This window comes from Paraconexibacter antarcticus, assembly GCF_024220175.1.
GTDB classification, from domain to species: Bacteria; Actinomycetota; Thermoleophilia; order Solirubrobacterales; family Solirubrobacteraceae; genus Paraconexibacter; species Paraconexibacter antarcticus.
In genome coordinates this window covers 894,132-910,651 of the sequence record NZ_CP098502.1, presented here as the reverse complement: position 1 = coordinate 910,651, position 16,520 = coordinate 894,132, and the positions used below count along the sequence as shown (strand labels likewise).

General features: G+C 74.1%; 16 protein-coding genes. 9 read left to right on the top strand and 7 right to left on the bottom strand.

Annotated elements, in window-relative coordinates; all coding sequences use genetic code 11:
* Positions 1-90: 90 nt before the first annotated feature.
* Complete coding sequence (locus tag NBH00_RS04440; protein ID WP_254572147.1) at positions 91-960, bottom strand: calcium-binding protein; 870 nt, start codon at positions 958-960, stop codon at positions 91-93.
* Positions 961-1,148: 188 nt separating this feature from the next.
* Here NBH00_RS04440 and NBH00_RS04435 point away from each other — a divergent pair, with 188 nt between their 5' ends.
* The 3 genes from NBH00_RS04435 to NBH00_RS04425 are packed head-to-tail and all read left to right on the top strand — an operon-like array spanning position 1,149 to position 3,749.
* Complete coding sequence (locus NBH00_RS04435; RefSeq protein WP_254572146.1) at positions 1,149-1,616, top strand: calcium-binding protein; 468 nt, start codon at positions 1,149-1,151, stop codon at positions 1,614-1,616.
* Entirely contained in the window at positions 1,617-2,306 is a 690-nt protein-coding gene (locus NBH00_RS04430; protein ID WP_254572145.1) for a response regulator transcription factor, read from the top strand.
* 12 nt (positions 2,307-2,318) lie between these two features.
* The gene (locus NBH00_RS04425) at positions 2,319-3,749 is read left to right on the top strand and encodes a sensor histidine kinase (protein WP_254572144.1); all 1,431 of its coding nucleotides are present in this window, start codon (positions 2,319-2,321) and stop codon (positions 3,747-3,749) included.
* Here NBH00_RS04425 and NBH00_RS04420 read toward each other — a convergent pair.
* Positions 3,692-4,312, bottom strand: coding sequence for a TetR/AcrR family transcriptional regulator (locus NBH00_RS04420; RefSeq protein ID WP_254572143.1), 621 nt, complete (start codon positions 4,310-4,312; stop codon positions 3,692-3,694). The two genes, NBH00_RS04425 and NBH00_RS04420, sit on opposite strands and share 58 nt — an antisense overlap.
* An 85-nt stretch (positions 4,313-4,397) precedes the next feature.
* Here NBH00_RS04420 and NBH00_RS04415 point away from each other — a divergent pair, with 85 nt between their 5' ends.
* From NBH00_RS04415 to NBH00_RS04405, 3 genes are read left to right on the top strand one after another with little or no spacing between them, the layout of a single operon-like run.
* Positions 4,398-4,838 (top strand): hypothetical protein, encoded by a 441-nt coding sequence (locus tag NBH00_RS04415; RefSeq protein ID WP_254572142.1) that lies wholly within the window; start codon positions 4,398-4,400, stop codon positions 4,836-4,838.
* Complete coding sequence (locus tag NBH00_RS04410) at positions 4,835-5,794, top strand: SCP2 sterol-binding domain-containing protein (RefSeq protein ID WP_254572141.1); 960 nt, start codon at positions 4,835-4,837, stop codon at positions 5,792-5,794. The genes NBH00_RS04415 and NBH00_RS04410 overlap by 4 nt, the downstream gene beginning before the upstream one ends.
* A 39-nt stretch (positions 5,795-5,833) precedes the next feature.
* Positions 5,834-6,274, top strand: coding sequence for a VOC family protein (locus tag NBH00_RS04405; protein WP_254572140.1), 441 nt, complete (start codon positions 5,834-5,836; stop codon positions 6,272-6,274).
* A gap of 12 nt (positions 6,275-6,286) precedes the next feature.
* Here NBH00_RS04405 and NBH00_RS04400 read toward each other — a convergent pair whose 3' ends face one another.
* A complete protein-coding gene (locus NBH00_RS04400) occupies positions 6,287-6,622 on the bottom strand; it encodes a VOC family protein (protein WP_254572139.1) in 336 nt (111 codons plus the stop codon).
* 70 nt (positions 6,623-6,692) lie between these two features.
* Here NBH00_RS04400 and NBH00_RS04395 point away from each other — a divergent pair, with 70 nt between their 5' ends.
* Complete coding sequence (locus NBH00_RS04395) at positions 6,693-7,529, top strand: hypothetical protein (protein WP_254572138.1); 837 nt, start codon at positions 6,693-6,695, stop codon at positions 7,527-7,529.
* A 91-nt stretch (positions 7,530-7,620) separates the two neighbouring features.
* On the opposite strand, the gene NBH00_RS04390 is transcribed toward NBH00_RS04395, so the two are convergent.
* Together NBH00_RS04390 and NBH00_RS04385 are read right to left on the bottom strand one after the other, a co-directional pair.
* Positions 7,621-8,451: a hypothetical protein gene (locus NBH00_RS04390; RefSeq protein WP_254572137.1), complete on the bottom strand. Its 831-nt coding sequence runs from the start codon at positions 8,449-8,451 to the stop codon at positions 7,621-7,623.
* Positions 8,452-8,532: 81 nt separating this feature from the next.
* The gene (locus NBH00_RS04385) at positions 8,533-9,807 is read right to left on the bottom strand and encodes an NHL repeat-containing protein (RefSeq protein ID WP_254572136.1); all 1,275 of its coding nucleotides are present in this window, start codon (positions 9,805-9,807) and stop codon (positions 8,533-8,535) included.
* Positions 9,808-9,911: 104 nt separating this feature from the next.
* On the opposite strand from NBH00_RS04385, the gene NBH00_RS04380 reads away from it, so the two are divergent.
* A complete protein-coding gene (locus NBH00_RS04380) occupies positions 9,912-11,597 on the top strand; it encodes a penicillin-binding transpeptidase domain-containing protein (protein ID WP_254572135.1) in 1,686 nt (561 codons plus the stop codon).
* Positions 11,598-11,766: 169 nt separating this feature from the next.
* On the opposite strand, the gene NBH00_RS04375 is transcribed toward NBH00_RS04380, so the two are convergent.
* Together NBH00_RS04375 and NBH00_RS04370 are read right to left on the bottom strand one after the other, a co-directional pair.
* On the bottom strand, positions 11,767-13,968 hold the full coding sequence (locus NBH00_RS04375) for a 3-hydroxyacyl-CoA dehydrogenase NAD-binding domain-containing protein (RefSeq protein WP_254572134.1): 2,202 nt from the start codon (positions 13,966-13,968) through the stop codon (positions 11,767-11,769).
* A 48-nt stretch (positions 13,969-14,016) separates the two neighbouring features.
* Positions 14,017-15,234: an acetyl-CoA C-acetyltransferase gene (locus NBH00_RS04370; protein WP_254572133.1), complete on the bottom strand. Its 1,218-nt coding sequence runs from the start codon at positions 15,232-15,234 to the stop codon at positions 14,017-14,019.
* Positions 15,235-15,458: 224 nt separating this feature from the next.
* Here NBH00_RS04370 and NBH00_RS04365 point away from each other — a divergent pair, with 224 nt between their 5' ends.
* Positions 15,459-16,481 (top strand): BtrH N-terminal domain-containing protein, encoded by a 1,023-nt coding sequence (locus NBH00_RS04365; protein WP_254572132.1) that lies wholly within the window; start codon positions 15,459-15,461, stop codon positions 16,479-16,481.
* The last annotated feature ends 39 nt before the right edge of the window (positions 16,482-16,520 follow it).

The following is a 16,520-nucleotide window of genomic DNA, read 5'->3' as shown; positions in this document are numbered from 1 at the left end:
TGCCGGCGTTCGGCCCCCGCCGTCTCCGCCGCCATCAGCGCTGCGCACCCTCGCGCGGCGCTGACGGCAGACCAGGACCGACAGCCGGTCCTACTGCGTGACCTTCGCCTCCGCCGGGTTCGCCTGGACGTCCTCGGCCTTCGAGTCGGCCGCGCGCGGCGCCTTGCGGACAACCTTCTCGCAGGAGCCGTTCGGGTTGGCCGCCGTCGCGTCGGTGATGACGTCGACCTGGTCGAGGAGCGCGGTGTCCTTGCCGTCGCCGCAGGTGATGCGGTCGACCTCGCCGTCGCGGGTGCGGAACGTGTCGTTGCCGTTGCCGCCGTTCAGCGTGTCGCCGACCTGGTCGACCGCGCCGTTCGGGCCGGGGTGCACGTCGCCGCGGGCCTGCGCCCAGAGGACGTCGTTGCCGTCGCCGCCGTTGGAGGTGTCCTGCCCGAGGTTCGCGAAGATGACGTCGTTGCCCGCGCCGCCGTCCTGGACGTCGTCGCCGGAGCCGCCGGCCATCCGGTCGTTGCCGTTCTCGCCGAACAGCGTGTCGTTGCCGGTGCCACCGCCGATGCGGTCGGCCGAGTCGCCGCCGTGGATCGTGTCGTTGCCCGGGCCGCCGTAGAGGCGGTCGAAGGACGTCAGGTCGCCGGTGCCGTTCGCGTCGCCCGAGATGGTGTCGTCGCCGGCGCCGCCGTTGATGAGGTCGTTGCCCTGGACGCCGGCGATCGTGTCGTTGCCCGCGCCGCCGAACAGCCGGTCGTTCCCGGCGCCGCCGTTGATGCGGTCGTCGCCGCCGAAGCCGAAGATGCGGTCGTTGCCGGCGTTGCCGTTGATCGTGTCGGCGACGTTCGTGCCGCGCAGTCGCTCGTTGCCCGGACCACCGTTGATGGTCGCGGCGAGCGCGCTGGCCGGAATGAGGGCGAGCGTCGCCGCGGCGGTGACGGCGGCCTTGCGGTAGGTGAACAGGTTCATGATGGGTTCCTCCTGGGTGGGATGCGGGGTGCGGAGCGCGGGGTGCCGCTCGCCGCTGGGGACAGTTATCCCGGCTGGCGGGCCTCGGATGTACGCACTCTCACCGCGTCCTCACGGTTCGTGAGATGTTTGTGAGAACACCACCGTCCCTGGCGCCTTGCGCGCCGACGCAGTCCATCGTGTACTCCATGCCGCGACGTGTCCTCTCCCTCCTCACCGCCCTGACGCTCATCGCCGTCCCCGTGACCGTCGCGACCGCGGCGAACCGGACCGGTGGACCGCGCGCGGACACCCTCGTCGGGACGAACCGGGCCGACGTCCTCAACGGCCGTGGCGGCAACGACACGCTGCGCGGCCTCGGCGGCAACGACCGGCTGAACGGCGGCGGCGGGGCCGACCTCCTCAGCGGCGACGCCGGGGCCGACCGCCTGAACGGCGGCGCGGGCAACGACCAGCTCCTCGGCGGCGCCGGCAACGACATCATCGTCGGCGGCCCGGGCGCGGACATCGTCGTCGGCGGCTCCGGCAACGACACGATCAACACCGCCGGCGACGGCGCGGTCGACACGATCAACTGCGGCGCCGGGCGGGACACGGTCGTCGCCGACGCCGGCGACATCGTCCAGAGCGGCTGCGAGCGGGTCAAGCGGCGATAGATGCCGGCCGACGAGACCCGCCCCGTCGTCCTGCTCGTCGACGACGACCCCGCCATCCGCCGCACCCTCGCGATCGGCCTCGAGCTCGAGGGCTTCGCCGTCGTCGCCGCCTCCGGGGGGCGCGCCGCGCTGGAGGCCGCCGCGCAGGTCCGCCCGGCGGCGATGCTCCTCGACATGACGATGCCGGACCTCGACGGCCTCGAGGTGCTCGCGCGGCTGCGCGCCGGCGGCGACGACGTCCCCGTCTGCGTCCTCTCCGCGCGTGACGAGGTGGACGACCGCGTCCTCGGCCTCCAGGCCGGCGCCGACGACTACGTCGTGAAGCCGTTCGTGCTCGAGGAGATCGTCGCACGCCTGCACGCCCTTCTCCGCCGTCGCCCCGCGGGCACCCAGCAGGTTCTCGTCGTCGGGGACATCACGCTCGATCCCACCACGTTCGTGGCGACGCGCGCCAGCCGCCCGCTCGAGCTCACCCAGCGCGAGTTCGCGCTGCTGCACCTCTTCCTCCGCCACCCCGGCGAGGTCATCGACCGCGCGAGGATGCACGAGGAGGTCTGGGGCTACACCTTCGACCCCGGCACGAACATCGCGGACGTCTTCGTCGGGTACCTGCGCCGCAAGCTCGAGGCGGACGGCGGCTCCCGCGTCCTGCACACCGTGCGCGGCGTCGGGTTCATCCTCCGCGGGTAGGACCCTCCGACCGTGCGCAACCTCCGCGGACGCCTGACACTCCTCGTGCTCGCCGTCCTGACGGGGATCCTCGCCGTCGCCGGCGTCCTCGTCACCCGCGACGTCGGCCGCTCCGAGCGACGGGTCATCGACGACCGCCTGCGCCGCACCGCCGACCTGTCGCTCGCCAGCGCCCAGTCCGCGCTCCAAGAGGGTCTACCGGGGGTCGACAAGCGCCTCGACGCCGTGCTCCGCGCGACCGGGAGCTCCCTGCGGCTGTCCCTCGCCGGGAAGCCCCTCGTGCAGTCGGGTGCGTCCCTCCCCAAGGACCTGCAGGTGCCGCTCGGATTCTCGACGCGGCACATCGACGGCCGCGACGTGCGCCTCTACGCGACGTCGCTGCGCAGCGCCGACCTCGGCGGCCTCGCGCGGCTCGTCGTCGGGTCGAGCCTCCGCCAGGTCGAGCACCGGCAGACCGCCCTGCGCCGGAAGATGCTCGGCCTCGGCGCGCTCATGCTGCTCGTGTCCGGCCTCGGCGTCTTCTTCGCCGCCGACGCGATCCTCCGCCCGCTGAAGCGCCTGCGCGGCGCGACCGCCCGCATCGGCGGCGACGGCGACCTGCACGAGCGGGTCCCGGTCGACGGGCCGCTCGAGCTCCGCGGCCTCGCGGGCGACTTCAACGACATGCTCGTCCGCCTCGAGCGGTCGGCCGACGAGCGCGCCGCCGCCCTCGCCGCGACACGGCGCTTCGCCGCGGACGCCGGTCACGAGCTGCGCACGCCGCTGACGAGCGTTCAGGCGTCACTCTCGATCATCGCCCGGCATCCGGGCATGGACCCGGCGCAGCGCACCCAGCTCGCCGAGGACGCCCTGGCCGACCAGCGCCGCCTCGTCCACCTCCTCGACGGCCTGCAGGCCCTCGCCCGCGGCGACGCGAACCCCGTCGAGCACGCGTCCGTCGACCTCGGCGAGGTCGTCGACGCGGCGCTGCAGGCCGCCCGAACCCGCCACCCCGACGTCACCTGGGAGGCCGACGTCGCCGGCGCCGAGCCGGGCGGCGCGCTCGTCGTCCGCGGGTGGGACCCGGGGCTCCGCCTGCTCGCCGACAACCTCATCGGCAACGCGGCCCGCCACGGACGGCCGGGCGGCACCGTCCGCGTGACGCTCGGCCCGGACGGCCCGGGCGGGGCGCCCGTGCTCACCGTCGAGGACGACGGCGACGGCGTCGCCCCGGAGGACCGCGAGCGGATCTTCGAACCCTTCGCGCGCGCGGCCGCGACCGACGGGCCGGGGTCGGGCCTCGGGCTCGCGCTCGTCGCCCAGCAGGTCGGGCACCACGGGGCGGCGATCACGGTCGACACCTCGCCCGCGCTCGGCGGGGCGCGGTTCACCGTCCGGTGGGCGCCTCAGCGCACGGCGCCGAGCAACGTCACCGCGAAGGCCGCGAAGCCCTCCGGCGTGTAGGCGTCCGGCTCGGTGAGGACGAGGCGCATCGCCTCCTCGCCGGCGGCCATGAGCATGCGCGCGGCGAGGTCGGGGTCGGCGTCCTCGAGCCCCGGCTGCTGCGCGAGGAACCAGCGGATGAGCTCGGTGATCTGCCGCCGGACGAGCGCCCGGCCCGCGTCGACCTGCTCGCGGACCTCGCGCGGCGTCTCGCCGGCTGGGAGGAGGATGAGGCGCCACGCCTCCGGCCGGCTCTGGACCGCCGAGAGGATCCCGCGGGCCGCCTCGCCGAGCAGCTCGTCGGGCTTCGCCGAGGCGAGGTCGGCGGGCATCGCGGTCTCGAGCGTCGCGAAGGCGCGCTCCCGCTCGCGCTCGAGGAGCGCGGTGAGGAGCGCCTCGCGGCTCGTGAAGGTGCGGTAGACGACCGGCTTGGCGACGACGGCGTGACGGGCGATCGCCTCCATCGTCGCGCCGCGGTAGCCGTGCTCGCCGATGAGCGCCAGCGCGGCGTCGAGCAGCTGCTCGCGCCGCTCGGGAAGCGGCACGCGGGGCGCGTACGGGCGGCGTCTGGGGGCGGTCGACATCGTCTTCAGCTTGACAGGAGGGGCCGACAGGCAACAAGATACGGTACCGTAACTTGAACCAGCCGCCGCCACCGGAGACCATCCGATGCAGACCGAAGCCGTCACCATGCCTCCCACCGACCACCCCTCGAGCCAGCCGCGTGCCGTCGCCCTCGTCGCCGCGATGGCGATCGGCTCGATCCTCATGTGGATCGTCATCCCCGGGGCCTGGATCCTCGTCGCCGCCCACTTCTCCCACACGGGCCGCCCGACGCTCGCCCCGCTCGTCATGTTCTTCGTCGGGGCGCCGCTGACGATGATCCCCACCGCGAAGCTCCTCGGCCACCTCGACCTCCGCCACCAGGAGCTCATGGGCCAGCTCGACGAGCGTCGCAAGCCGGCGCCGTGGCAGCGCTCGATGCGGGACGCGGACGACCAGGGCCCGAAGTCGGTCCTCGCCGTCGTCATGGTCACGAGCGTCGCGATCGCCTTCGTCGCCCTCGGCGTCTGGTTCTTCTTCTTCGCCGGCTCGAGCCTCCCGTCATGACGCTCACGAGCCGCCCGGGCTCCCTCGCGGAGCTCGCGGCCGCCGCGGCCGCCGACCCGGCCTCGGTCACCCCGGCCGAGCTCGCCGCAGTCGTCGCGGTCACGCCGCCGCACGAGCTGCGGGCCGCCGCCTCCGGGGAGCTGCGCGACCTGACGATCGACATCGTCCTCGGCCGCCTGCCCGAGTTCGTCACCCCGGAGCGCTGGCAGGGCGACCCGCTGCGCCTCGCCCTACGCCTCACCGGGCGCCGCGGCGGCGGGAGCGACACGGTCGTCCTCACCCTCGACGGCGCGACGGCCGCCGCCGTGCGCGGCGACGCGGGCACCCACGCCCCCGCCGACGTGAGCATCGAGGCGGACGCGGTCGACCTGCTGCTGCTCGTCACCGGGCAGGAGCACGCGGCGCTGCTCTTCCTCCGCGGCGGGCTGCGGCTCGACGGGGACGTGCGGCTCGCGATCGCCGCGGCCGCCTGCTTCTCGGTCCCCGGCGTCGCCGACGGAGCCGAGGCGGGCCCCGGCGGGGACCTCGACCCGCTCGCGATCGACGCGAACGCCGTCTCCCGCGTCGTGAAGGACCTCTCCGACAAGGACCTCCGCGCGCGGATGGCCGGCGGCGTGCGCGACATCGTGCTCGGCGAGATCTTCGCCCGCTTCGCCGACCACCTGCGCCGCGAGCGGACCGCCGAGGTCGAGGCCGCCGTCGCCTGGCGGATCAGCGGCCGCGAGGACGGCGGGGTCGACGAGTTCACGACGCTCATCGACCGCGGGTCCGTCCGGCTCGTCGAAGCGCACGAGCACAGGCCGCGCGTCTCGATCCAGGTCGAGGCGGCGGACTTCCTCAAGCTCGTCACCGGCAACGCGAACCCGGCGATGATGTTCATGCGCCGGAAGATCAGCGTCCGCGGCGACCTCGGCTTCGCCGCGCAGCTCACCGGCATGTTCCGCATCCCCGGGTAGCCCGGCCCGCGGCGCCGTCCGCTCCTATGCTCCGCGGACATGACGCTCCAGCGGATGGACAACGTGCTCATCGTCGTCGAGGACCTCGAGGCGGCGATGGCGTTCTTCGTCGAGCTCGGGATGGAGCTCGAGGGCCGGACGGTCGTCGAGGGCCCGTGGGCGGACCGGGTCGTGGGGCTCGACGGCGTCCGGGCCGACATCGCGATGCTGCGGACGCCGGACGGCCACAGCCGGGTCGAGCTGTCGCGGTTCCACAGCCCGCCGGCGGTCCGGGCCGAGCCGCAGGACGCGCCGTCGAACGCGCTCGGCATCCGCCGCATCATGTTCGCCGTCGAGGACATCGACGACGTCGTCGCGCGCCTCCGGGCCCACGGCGCCGAGCTCATCGACGAGATCGCGCAGTACGAGGACGCCTACCGGCTCTGCTTCGTGCGGGGCCCGGAGGGCATCCTCATCGGGCTCGCCGAGCAGCTCGGCTGACCGGCGGCCGGCTCAGGCGCGCGCGAGCGCGAACGGCGTCCCCTCGGAGTCCCGGCAGATCGACCACCGCTCCCCCGGGTGCACGTGGGTGCCGCCGAGCTCCAGCACCTGCGCGAGCGCCGCGTCCATGTCGTCCACCGTGAGGTAGGGCAGCGAGCCGGTGTCACCGGGCCCGCGGCCGCGCTCGTGGACGCCGAGCACGGCACCCTCGGAGCCCGTCTGCCAGCCGCTGCCCTGCTCGGGCGTGCGTGGCGCGAGCGTCAGCCCCGTGAGCCCCTCCCAGAAGCGCCGGGCGCGCTCGGAGTCGTCGGCCGGGAACTCGATGAGGGAGAGGCGCGCCGTGGACATGCGGTCAACCTAGCGGCCGCCGCCCGGCGGGTGCGGCACGGACCGGCGGTGGCGGGCTACCGTGGGGGCCGTGCCCCGCCGCCGCACCCCCACCGCCGCGCTGCTGGTCGCGGCGCTCGCCGCCGGGGCCGTCACGGCCGGTGGCTGCGGCGGCGCGTCCGGCCCACCGAAGGACCTGACGAAGGCGTCCGCCGCGCAGATCCTACAGGCGTCCGCGGACGCGGTCGGGAAGGTGCACAGCTTCCACATCGCCGGGACGATCCACGACGCGGACGGGACGACGACGATCGCCGCGGACGTCACCGACGCCGGCGGGATCTCCGCGACCTACGCCGACCGCGACGGCTCGCACGCCGTCATCGTCGCCCGCGGCCGCGCCTACGTGAAGGCCGACCGGCGCTTCTGGCTCAGCGGGCGGGCGCCGACCGCCTCGGCCCGCAAGCTCGCCGCGCTGCTCGGCGGCCGCTGGGTGAAGCTACCCGCGGCCCGGTCGGCGTCGATCGCGAAGGATCTCGAGCACCTCCTCCCCCGTGAGCTCGCGCACTGCCTGCCGCACGGCGTGGGGACCCTGACGAAGGTCGGCGTGCGGACCGAGGGCGGCCGGCCGGTCATGGTCATCCGCGACGCGGGCGACGTCCCCGGCGGCGCGCCGGGGCTGCTGTCGGTCCCCCTGCACGGGCGCATCCTGCCGCTGCGCGAGCAGCAGACCGGGCCCGCCCGGGCGGGCGGCTCGTTCGATCCGCGGTGCGACGACAGGACGGACACGAGCACGAGCTCCGACGCGACGCTGAGCGCGTACGACGCCGTCCCGCCGGTGACGCCACCCGCGGACGCGCTCGACCTCGAGCACCTGCCGCAGCAGCCGCCCGGGGGCGGCATCGGGCTCGGCGGCGGCCTCTCGGCCTGAGGCCCGCCCGCCGGCGGCCCCGAATCCCGCCGGCGTGCGGTCAGGACACGCTCATGGGCGTGTCCTGACCGCACGCCGCCCGGGCGGCGGGCTAGGGCAGCGGCACCGTCGTGGTCGGTGTCGTCGTCGCCGTCGTCCCGGTCGTCGCCGGGGTCGTCGGCGTCGCGGGCGCGGTCGTCTGCGTGGTGGCCGGCGGCGCCTGGGTGGTGGGCGCGGTGGACTGCGTCGTGGCAGGCGTCGCCTGCGTCGTGGCAGGGGTCGTCACGGTCGTCGTCGGCGTCGTCTGGGTGACGGTCTTCCCCGGGACGACGACGGTGTTCGTCTTCACGGTCGTCGTGTGCTGGACGGTGTGGGTGCCGCCACCGAAGAGCGTCGTCTTGCCGCCGCCGGACGCCGCGCTGCCGGCGATGAGCTCGGGCAGCGTGTAGAACGCGGCGCAGATCGCGAAGCCGAGCAGGCCGGTGAGGACCGCGATCCGCCAGTGGATCTGGCGGCCGCGCGTGCGGGTCGTCGTGACCGGCTGCGGCTCGACCGCGACGATCGCGGGCGGCGGGATGTCGCTCCCGGGCGTGGGCGCGGCGTCGGCGGGGACGCTGCCCATGACGGCCGTCGGCGCGTCGGGGGCCGCGAGGCGCCGGCGGCGGCGCGCCGTGACGGCCGGGACGGGGACGACCGTCGTCACGACCTCGGTCGGGCGGCGGAGCGCCTCCTTCACGAGCGCGACGAGCACGGGCGTGAAGGCCGCCGACGCGAGCGTGCCGGGCTTCCACACCTTCGAGCAGACGTAGGCGGCCACCGCCGACGCCAGCGCGGTGATGATGAGCGTGGGCAGGTCGACAGCGCCCTGGCTGCGCGCAGGGGTGCCATGGGCTGGGGCCGCGGGCGGGACGGGCTGCGGCTGCGTCGGTGGGACCTCGGTCATGCAGAAGAAGGCGAACGTGCCTACCCATCAGTTGTAGCGCACACCGCCTGAACGGCACGTGAGCGATCCCACAGACGTCGTTCAGCGGACGACGCGCAGGGTGACGCGGGCGGCGCGGCAGCCGGTCCTCGCCGCGCCGACCGTGCGCGTGCCAATGGTGCCGAAGCGCACCCGCAGCCGCGCCCGGCCGGCCGCGTCGGTGACGGCGACCCGGCGACCGACGCGGACACGGACGCCGCGGCGGCACGCGGTCGCCGCCGAGCGCACGGTGACGTGCAGCGTGACGGCGCGCCCGCGGTGGACCCGGCCCGGCGTGACCGACACGCGCATCGCCGGCCGCGCCGCCGGAGGGGCCGACGTCCCGGGGGCGGCCGGCAGGCCGGAGAGGCGGACGTGGCGGATGCGGCCGTCCTCGGAGGTGAGGAAGGCGTCCCGGGCGCCGTCGTAGGGCGGGAACCCGGACGCGAAGCGGACGCTGTCGACCGGCCCGCCGGTGTGGGCGACGACGCACGACGCGCCGGTGGTGCGGTCGATCCGGACGAGCGCGCCCGTGTTCACCGCGACGTAGAGCGCCCCGTCCGGACCGATGGCGGCGTCGTCGGGGAGCTGCGGGATGGCGGGCGGCGGGCTGAGCTGCGTGAGCGTCGTGTGGACCGCGGGATCGTCGAGCGGAACCCTCGCGATCCCGGAGGCCGGGTCGCTGAACTGCGTGACGTAGAGCTCGCCGTCCGCGTAGGCGATGCCGTCCGCCCCGGCGATCTGCGTCGCGGCGGTGAAGGCCTCCTCGCGTGTCCCGTCCGGGCGCAGCTTCACGAGCCCGGGGTGGATCGTGTCGGCGACGTAGAGGTTGCCCGCGGGGTCGAAGGCCGCCCCGTTGACCATGTCCAGGCCCGCGGCGAACGGCGTGAGCGCCGGGCTCTGCGACGCCGGGTCGAAGCGGAGGACCGCGCCGCCGCCCCCGCCGGGGACGACGTTCGCGGGGCTGTCGCCGGAGAGAACGTACATGAGGCCACCCGGCCCGAGGAGCGAGGCGCCGGGGCTCGCGACCGGGATGCCCGGCCCCTGGCGCCGGCGCGAGTCGAACCGCACGAGCCGGTTCTGCGTCAGCTCGGACACCCACATGCCGCCGCGCCCGTCGAAGCCGATGTTCTCGAGCCAGAAGGCCCCCGGCGGCCCGACGACCGTCCAGACGTCGACGGACCCCGAGATCCCGAGCGCCGAGCAGTCGGCGGCGGGCGCGGCCGCTCGTGACGGGGCGGGCGCGAGGAGCGCGGCGGCGCACGCGAGCCCGGCCGTCGCGACGACGGTCCCGCGGCGGGTGATCGTGGCGATGCGGGCGCGGGCGGCGGCGGGCATCGCGCGACCGTATCCGACGACGGCCCGTCCGCCGCAGGCGGCCCGCGAACCCCCCTGCACGCGGGAGTGCCGGGTCGGCGCCGTCCGTGCGATAGAACCCGGGGGTGCTCCGTCGCGGCCCGCGCTCCTCCGTCCCTCCGGCGCGGACCTCCCTCCTGCCCGGCGGCGGCGCGCGGCACCGCCGGCCCGGCCGCGGCACCTCCTTCCGGCCCCCGCGCGAGCGGCGGCTGCCGGGCGGTCCGCTGCTCCTCGTCCTCCTGCTCCTCGCGGGCGCCGGGGCCGGCGCCTACGTCCTCCTGCGGGCCCACACGGCCGACACGTCGCGCCGCGACGCCGCGACCCGCTTCGTGCGCGCCTGGGACCGGGAGGACTACGCGGCGATGTGGCGGGCGACGAGCACCTCCTCGCGGACGGCCCACCACCTGCGCGGCTTCGAGGAGGCCTACCGGGCGGCGGCGAAGGCCGCGGGCGTCACCCGCGTGCGCACCGGCGCCCTCGGCAGGACGAAGGACGGCGCCGCGCCCGTCCCCGTCGTCGTGACGACGAAGCGCTTCGGGACGCTGCGGGGCGTCGTCCGCCTGCCGCTCGAGGGCAGGGGCAAGGACGCGGGGGTCCGCTGGGACGCCTCGCTGCGCCTGCCGGGGCTGCGCCACGGTGAGGCCGTGAAGCTCCGTCACGGCGCGCCACCCACGCGGGGGAAGATCTTCGCCGCGGACGACTCGCCGCTCGACGCCGACACCCTCGGCGCCTCGATCGCGGGGACGGTCGGCCCGCCGGCCACGGGCCTCCAGCGCCTCTACGCCGACCGCCTCGGCGGCGCGCCGTCGCAGCGGCTGCTCTTCGGTGACCGCGAGATCCGGAAGATCGCGGCCGTCCCGGGGCAGAACCTCCACACGACGATCCGGCCCGCGCTGCAGCGGGCCGCGGCCGCCGCGCTCGGAGGCCGCCTCGGGGGCGTCGCGGTCATCCGGCCGCGCAACGGCGCGGTCCTCGCGGTCGCCGGGATCGCGGTCTCCGCTCCGCAGCCCCCCGGGTCGACGTTCAAGATCATCACACTCTCCACGGCCCTCCAGAAGGGCATCGCGTCCCCGTCGTCGAGCTACCCGGTGCGGACGTTCGCCGTCCTGTCGGGGACGAAGCTCCGCAACGCCTCCAACGAGGCGTGCGGCGGCTCGCTGACCAACGCGTTCGCCGTCTCCTGCAACTCGGTCTTCGCGCCGCTCGGGGCCCGGCTCGGGGCGAAGACGCTCGTCGCGAGCGCGCGCCGCTTCGGGTTCGGGGAGACGCCGAAGATCCCGGCGATCAAGCCGAGCACGATCGCGGACGCGAAGGACCTGCGCGACGACCTCGCCGTCGGTGCCGCGGCGATCGGCCAGGAACGCGACCTCGCCACGCCGCTGGAGATGGCGACCGTCGGCGCCACGATCGGGGCCGGCGGGGTGCGCGCCCGGCCGCACCTCGGTCGCCGCGACCCGGTCGTCCGCAAGCGGGTCATCGGCGAGCGGGTCGCCCACCAGGTGCGCGCGATGATGCTCCAGGTCGTGCGGTCGGGCACGGGGACCGCGGCGGCGCTGCCCGGCGTCGAGGTCGCCGGCAAGACCGGCACCGCCGAGCTGCGCCCGACCGCCGACGGCACACCGGACCCGAAGAACACGGACGCGTGGTTCGTCGCCTTCGCCCCCGCGAACGACCCGAAGGTCGCGGTGGCGGTCATGCTCGTCGGCGCGGGGCAGGGCGGCGCGAGCGCCGCCCCGATCGCCCGCAAGGTCCTCGCCGCGGCGCTCGGCTAGCCGAGCGCGCGCCGCGCAACGGCAGCGAGACCCGCCCCGCGGCCGTCGCTCCGGGAGGTGAGTGGCATCCCGGGGCTGCCCACGAGCATCAGGATTCCACCCACCCCCTTGAACCACCGAGGGCCCCGCAACGCGGGGCCCTCGGGCACGACCAGACAGCAGGTGGTGGCTAGACGGCCGCGGCCACCGGGGTGTCGCTGTACGTCTCGCCGGCCTCGGCCTTGGCGACCAGGGACGCCGGCGGCTCGAAGCGCGCGCCGTACTGGGCGGCGAGCTCGCGGGAGCGGGCGACGAAGCCGGCCACACCGGGCTGGGTGGGGTCATATCCGTTGATGTACTGCAGGACGCCGCCGGACCAGGCGGGGAACCCGATGCCGAAGATCGAGCCGATGTTCGCGTCCGCGACGGACTCGATGACACCCTCGTCGACGCACTTGACCGTCTCCAGGGCCTCGGCGAAGAGCATGCGCTCCTCGAGGTCCTTGAGGTTGATCGTGAACGGATCGACGGTCACCGGGAAGAGGTCCTTGAGGCCCTTCCAGATGCCGGCGCGCTTGCCGTCGGAGTACTCGTAGAAGCCCGCGCCGGCGAGCTTGCCCGAGCGCTCCTCGGCGATCATCCTGTCGATGACCGCGAACGCCGGGTGGTCGACCCACTCGCCGCCCTCGGCCTCGATCGCGTCCTTGGACGCCTTGCGGATCTTCGCCATGAGCTGCAGGTTCAGCTCGTCGCTGAGCTGCAGGACGGGCGCCGGGTAGCCGGCCTGCGAGGAGGCCTGCTCGATCGACTGCGCCGGGATGCCCTCGGTGAGCATCGCGATGCCCTCGTTGATGAACGTCCCGATGACGCGCGAGGTGAAGAAGCCGCGCGAGTCGTTCACGACGATCGGCGTCTTCTTGATCTGCTTCGCGAAGTCGAGCGCGCGGTAGAGCGTCTCGTCGCTCGTCTTCTCGCCCTTGATGATCTCAAGCAGCGGCATCTTGTCCACGGGGGAGAAGAAGTGCAGGCCGATGAAGTCGTTCGGGCGGGAGACGCCCTCGGCCAGGCCGGTGATCGGCAGCGTCGAGGTGTTGGAGCCCAGCAGCGCGCCCTCGGCGAGGTGCGGCTCGATCTCGGCGAAGACCTGCGCCTTGACGGCCGGGTCCTCGAAGACCGCCTCGATGACGAGGTCGGCGCCGTCGGCGTCGGCCGCGTCCGCGGTCGGGTGGATGCGGGCGAGCAGCGCGTCGGCGTCCTCCTGCGAGGAGCGGCCCTTCGCGACGGCCTTGTCGACGATGTTCTTCGAGTAGCCCTTGCCGCGCTCGGCCGCCTCGAGGGAGACGTCCTTCAGCACGACGTCGATACCGGCCTTCGCCGACACGTAGGCGATCGCGGCACCCATCATGCCCGCGCCGAGGACGACGACCTTCTTCGAGCGGAAGGTCTCGACGTCGTCGCCGCGGCCGCGCTTGCCGTTCACCTGCTGCAGGTCGAAGAAGAACGCCTGGATCATGTTCTTCGCGACCTGGCCGGTGGCGAGCGACGTGAAGTAGCGACCCTCGATGACGAGCGCGTTGTCGATGTCGACCTGGGCACCCTCGACGGCGGCGGACATGATCGCCACCGGGGCCGGGTAGTTCGCGCCCTTCAGCTGCTTCTTCAGGTTGGCCGGGAAGGCCGGGAGGTTCGCCGCCAGGGCGGGCGTCGACGGCGTGCCGCCGGGGATCTTGTAGCCCTTGACGTCCCAGGGCTGGACGGCCTCGGGGTTCTCGGCGATGAACTTCTTCGCCGCCGGGATGAGGCCGTCCGGCGAGTCGACGAGCTCCGCGACGACGCCGAGCTCCTTCGCCTTCTCCGGGCGCAGCTCCTGGCCCTGGAGCAGGACACCCATGAGGCCCTGGACGAGGCCGAGCTTGCGGGTGATGCGGGTCACGCCGCCGCCGCCGGGGAGCAGGCCGAGCTTGACCTCGGGGAGGCCGAGCTTGATCTTCGGGTCGTTCACGACGACCGTGTGGTGGCAGGCGAGCGTGATCTCGAGCCCGCCGCCGAGCGCGGCGCCGTTGACGCAGGCGACCACGGGCTTGCCGAGCGTCTCCAGCGCGCGCAGCTGGCGCTTGACCTCGGTGACGTGCGCGGTGAACTCCGCGGCGTCCTCGGGGGTGACCTTCTTCAGGTCGTTCAGGTCGCCGCCGGCGAAGAAGGTCTTCTTCGCGGACTGGATGATGACGCCCGCGATGTCGTCCTTCTCGGCCTGCAGCCGCTCGACCGTCGCGGCCATCGACGCGACGTACGCCGCGTTCATCGTGTTCGCCGACTGGTTCGGGTCGTCGAGCGTGAGGATGACGATGTTGTCGTCACCCTTCTCGTAGCGGATCGTGGTGCTCTCGCTCATGTGCTGTCTCTCAGTTCTCGTGAGGAGTGATCAGAGGGCCGGGGCCGCTCAGATCGCCTCGATGACGGTCGCGATGCCCATGCCGCCGCCGACGCAGAGCGTCGCCAGGCCGTAGCGCTTGCCACGCCGGTGCAGCTCGTCGATGAGCGTGCCGAGGATCATGCCGCCGGTCGCGCCGAGCGGGTGACCCATGGCGATCGCGCCGCCGTTGACGTTCGTGATCTCGGGATCGATGTCGAGGTCCTTGATGAGCCGCAGCGCGACGGCCGCGAACGCCTCGTTGATCTCGACGAGGTCCATGTCGGACGCCTTCAGGCCGGCCTTCTCGAGCGCCTTGCGGGACGCCGGGGCGGGGCCGGTGAGCATGATCGTCGGGTCGGCGCCGGAGACGGCGGTCGCGAGGATGCGGGCCTTCGGCTTCATGCCCGCGCGCTCGCCGGCCTTCTCGTTGCCGAGGATCAGGAGCGACGCGCCGTCGACGATGCCGGAGGAGTTGCCGGCGTGGTGGACGTGGTCGATCTTCTCGATCCAGTGGTACTTCTGCAGCGCGACGGCGTCGAAGCCGCCCATCTCGCCCATCGCGGCGAACGACGGCTTGAGCTTGGAGAGCGACTCGACCGTCGTGCCCTTGCGGATGAACTCGTCCTTCTCGAGGACGATCTGGTCGTTGATGTCCTTGACCGGGATGACGGAGTCGTCGAAGTACCCGGCCTCCTGGGCGGCCGCGGCGCGCTCCTGGGACCGCGCGGCGAACGCGTCGACGTCGTCACGCGACCAGCCCTCGATCGTCGCGATGAGGTCCGCGCCGATGCCCTGGGGCACGAAGCCGGTGTTGATGTTCGTCTCGGGGTCCATCGCCCAGGCGCCGCCGTCGGAGCCCATCGGGACGCGGGACATGGACTCCACGCCGCCGGCGAGGACGAGGTCCTCCCAGCCGGAGGCCACCTTCATCGCGGCCGTGTTGACGGCCTCGAGGCCCGAGGCGCAGAAGCGGTTGAGCTGGACGCCGGCGACGGTGTCCGGAAGACCGGCCTTGATGGCCGCGACCTTGGCGATGTCGCCGCCCTGGTCCCCGATCGGGGAGACGCAGCCGAGGACGAGATCGTCGATCTGGTTCGGATCGAGCTTGTCCTGACGCGAGAGGGTCTCGTGGATGAGGCCGACGACCAGGTCGACGGGCTTGGTCCCGTGGAGGGACCCGTTGCTCTTGCCCTTGCCGCGCGGCGTGCGGATGGCGTCGAAGACCAGCGCTTCGGTGCTGCTCATGATCAGGCTCCTGTGCTCGATTCGAGAGGCTTCTCTGCGGGCGATGCCCGCTTGGGGACACCTCCGGTCACGGGCGCGAGGGCCTGCGACACGGTGGATGGTAGCCGTCGCAGGCCGCCGAGGCGTTGTGGTCCTGAAACGAGTTCACCTCCGCGAGGGAGGAATCTCCCCCACCGGGGGCACCGACCGGCCCGACCGGGGCGGGCTGCTCTACGATCGCCCGGATGGACGCCGTCACCCCGCTGCGGGAGCGCTTCGCCCACGAGCTCGCGGGACACTGCGGGTCGGGCTCGCTCCGCGACCTGCTCCGCTTCCACGGCCTCGACTACGGCCGCGGCCCGCTGTCGGAGGGCGCCGCGTTCGGCCTCGGCGCCGGGCTGGGCTTCCTCTACGTCGAGGTGCCGCAGGTCCGGCCCCCGGTCTACCTCGTCGGGCGCACGGCGAGCCTCGAGGAGGACATCGCCCGGATCCTCGGCCTCGGCCTCGAGGTCCGGGAGACGGACGACGCCGCCGAGGGCTGGGCGTGGGTGCGCGATGCGGTCGCCGCCGGCGCCCCGCCGCTCATCCTCGCGGACATCCAGGAGCTCGAGTACCTCCGCGTGCGGATGTCGAACACCCGCCACTCGATCGTCGTCGTCGACCACGACGAGGAGGCGGGGCTCGTGTGGATCGCCGACAACGATCGCGAGGAGCTGCAGGAGTGCTCGGTCGCGTCGCTCGCGGCCGCGCGCGCGTCACAGGGGTTCCCGGGCCCGAACCACCACCGGGTCTACGACTACACGTGGCCCGCGCAGCTGCGCGACCCGCTGCAGGCGACCCGGGACGCCGTCACGGCCGCCGTCGCGAACATGCGCACCGGCGGCGACGCGCTCGCCGGCCTCCCCGGCTCGACCGGCCTCGCCGGCGTCGACACCTTCGCCGCCGCCTACGCCCGCTGGCCCGAGACGTTCGGCGAGGACCTGCCCGCCGTGCTGAAGGGCCTGTGGGTCTTCATCGTCAAGGCGGGGACCGGCGGCGCGATGTTCCGCTCGCTGCACGCGCGTTTCCTCCACGACCTCGCGGCCGTCCTCGACGACGCGGTCCTCGCCGAGGCCGGCGCGGTCTACGACGAGCTCGCGGCCGCTTGGGTGACGCTCTCGGTCGACGCCGGCGAGGGCGAGTTCGAGGCAGGCCTGGCCCACGTCGAGGAGGTCGTGCGGCTCGAGCACGAGGGGGTCGCCGCGATGGAGCGGTGGCTCGCGCACTGACGATCGCCCGGTAGGCACGGACATCTGCGGCTGAAGCCC

Coding starts and splice junctions, on each gene's coding strand:
- NBH00_RS04440 (WP_254572147.1), bottom strand. CDS start 960: ATGAACCTGTTCACCTACCGCAAGGCCGCCGTCACCGCCGCGGCGACG.
- NBH00_RS04400 (WP_254572139.1), bottom strand. CDS start 6,622: ATGTCCACGGCGCGCCTCTCCCTCATCGAGTTCCCGGCCGACGACTCC.
- NBH00_RS04365 (WP_254572132.1), top strand. CDS start 15,459: ATGGACGCCGTCACCCCGCTGCGGGAGCGCTTCGCCCACGAGCTCGCG.
- NBH00_RS04435 (WP_254572146.1), top strand. CDS start 1,149: ATGCCGCGACGTGTCCTCTCCCTCCTCACCGCCCTGACGCTCATCGCC.
- NBH00_RS04420 (WP_254572143.1), bottom strand. CDS start 4,312: ATGTCGACCGCCCCCAGACGCCGCCCGTACGCGCCCCGCGTGCCGCTT.
- NBH00_RS04430 (WP_254572145.1), top strand. CDS start 1,617: ATGCCGGCCGACGAGACCCGCCCCGTCGTCCTGCTCGTCGACGACGAC.
- NBH00_RS04390 (WP_254572137.1), bottom strand. CDS start 8,451: ATGACCGAGGTCCCACCGACGCAGCCGCAGCCCGTCCCGCCCGCGGCC.
- NBH00_RS04375 (WP_254572134.1), bottom strand. CDS start 13,968: ATGAGCGAGAGCACCACGATCCGCTACGAGAAGGGTGACGACAACATC.
- NBH00_RS04415 (WP_254572142.1), top strand. CDS start 4,398: ATGCAGACCGAAGCCGTCACCATGCCTCCCACCGACCACCCCTCGAGC.
- NBH00_RS04385 (WP_254572136.1), bottom strand. CDS start 9,807: ATGCCCGCCGCCGCCCGCGCCCGCATCGCCACGATCACCCGCCGCGGG.
- NBH00_RS04405 (WP_254572140.1), top strand. CDS start 5,834: ATGACGCTCCAGCGGATGGACAACGTGCTCATCGTCGTCGAGGACCTC.
- NBH00_RS04410 (WP_254572141.1), top strand. CDS start 4,835: ATGACGCTCACGAGCCGCCCGGGCTCCCTCGCGGAGCTCGCGGCCGCC.
- NBH00_RS04370 (WP_254572133.1), bottom strand. CDS start 15,234: ATGAGCAGCACCGAAGCGCTGGTCTTCGACGCCATCCGCACGCCGCGC.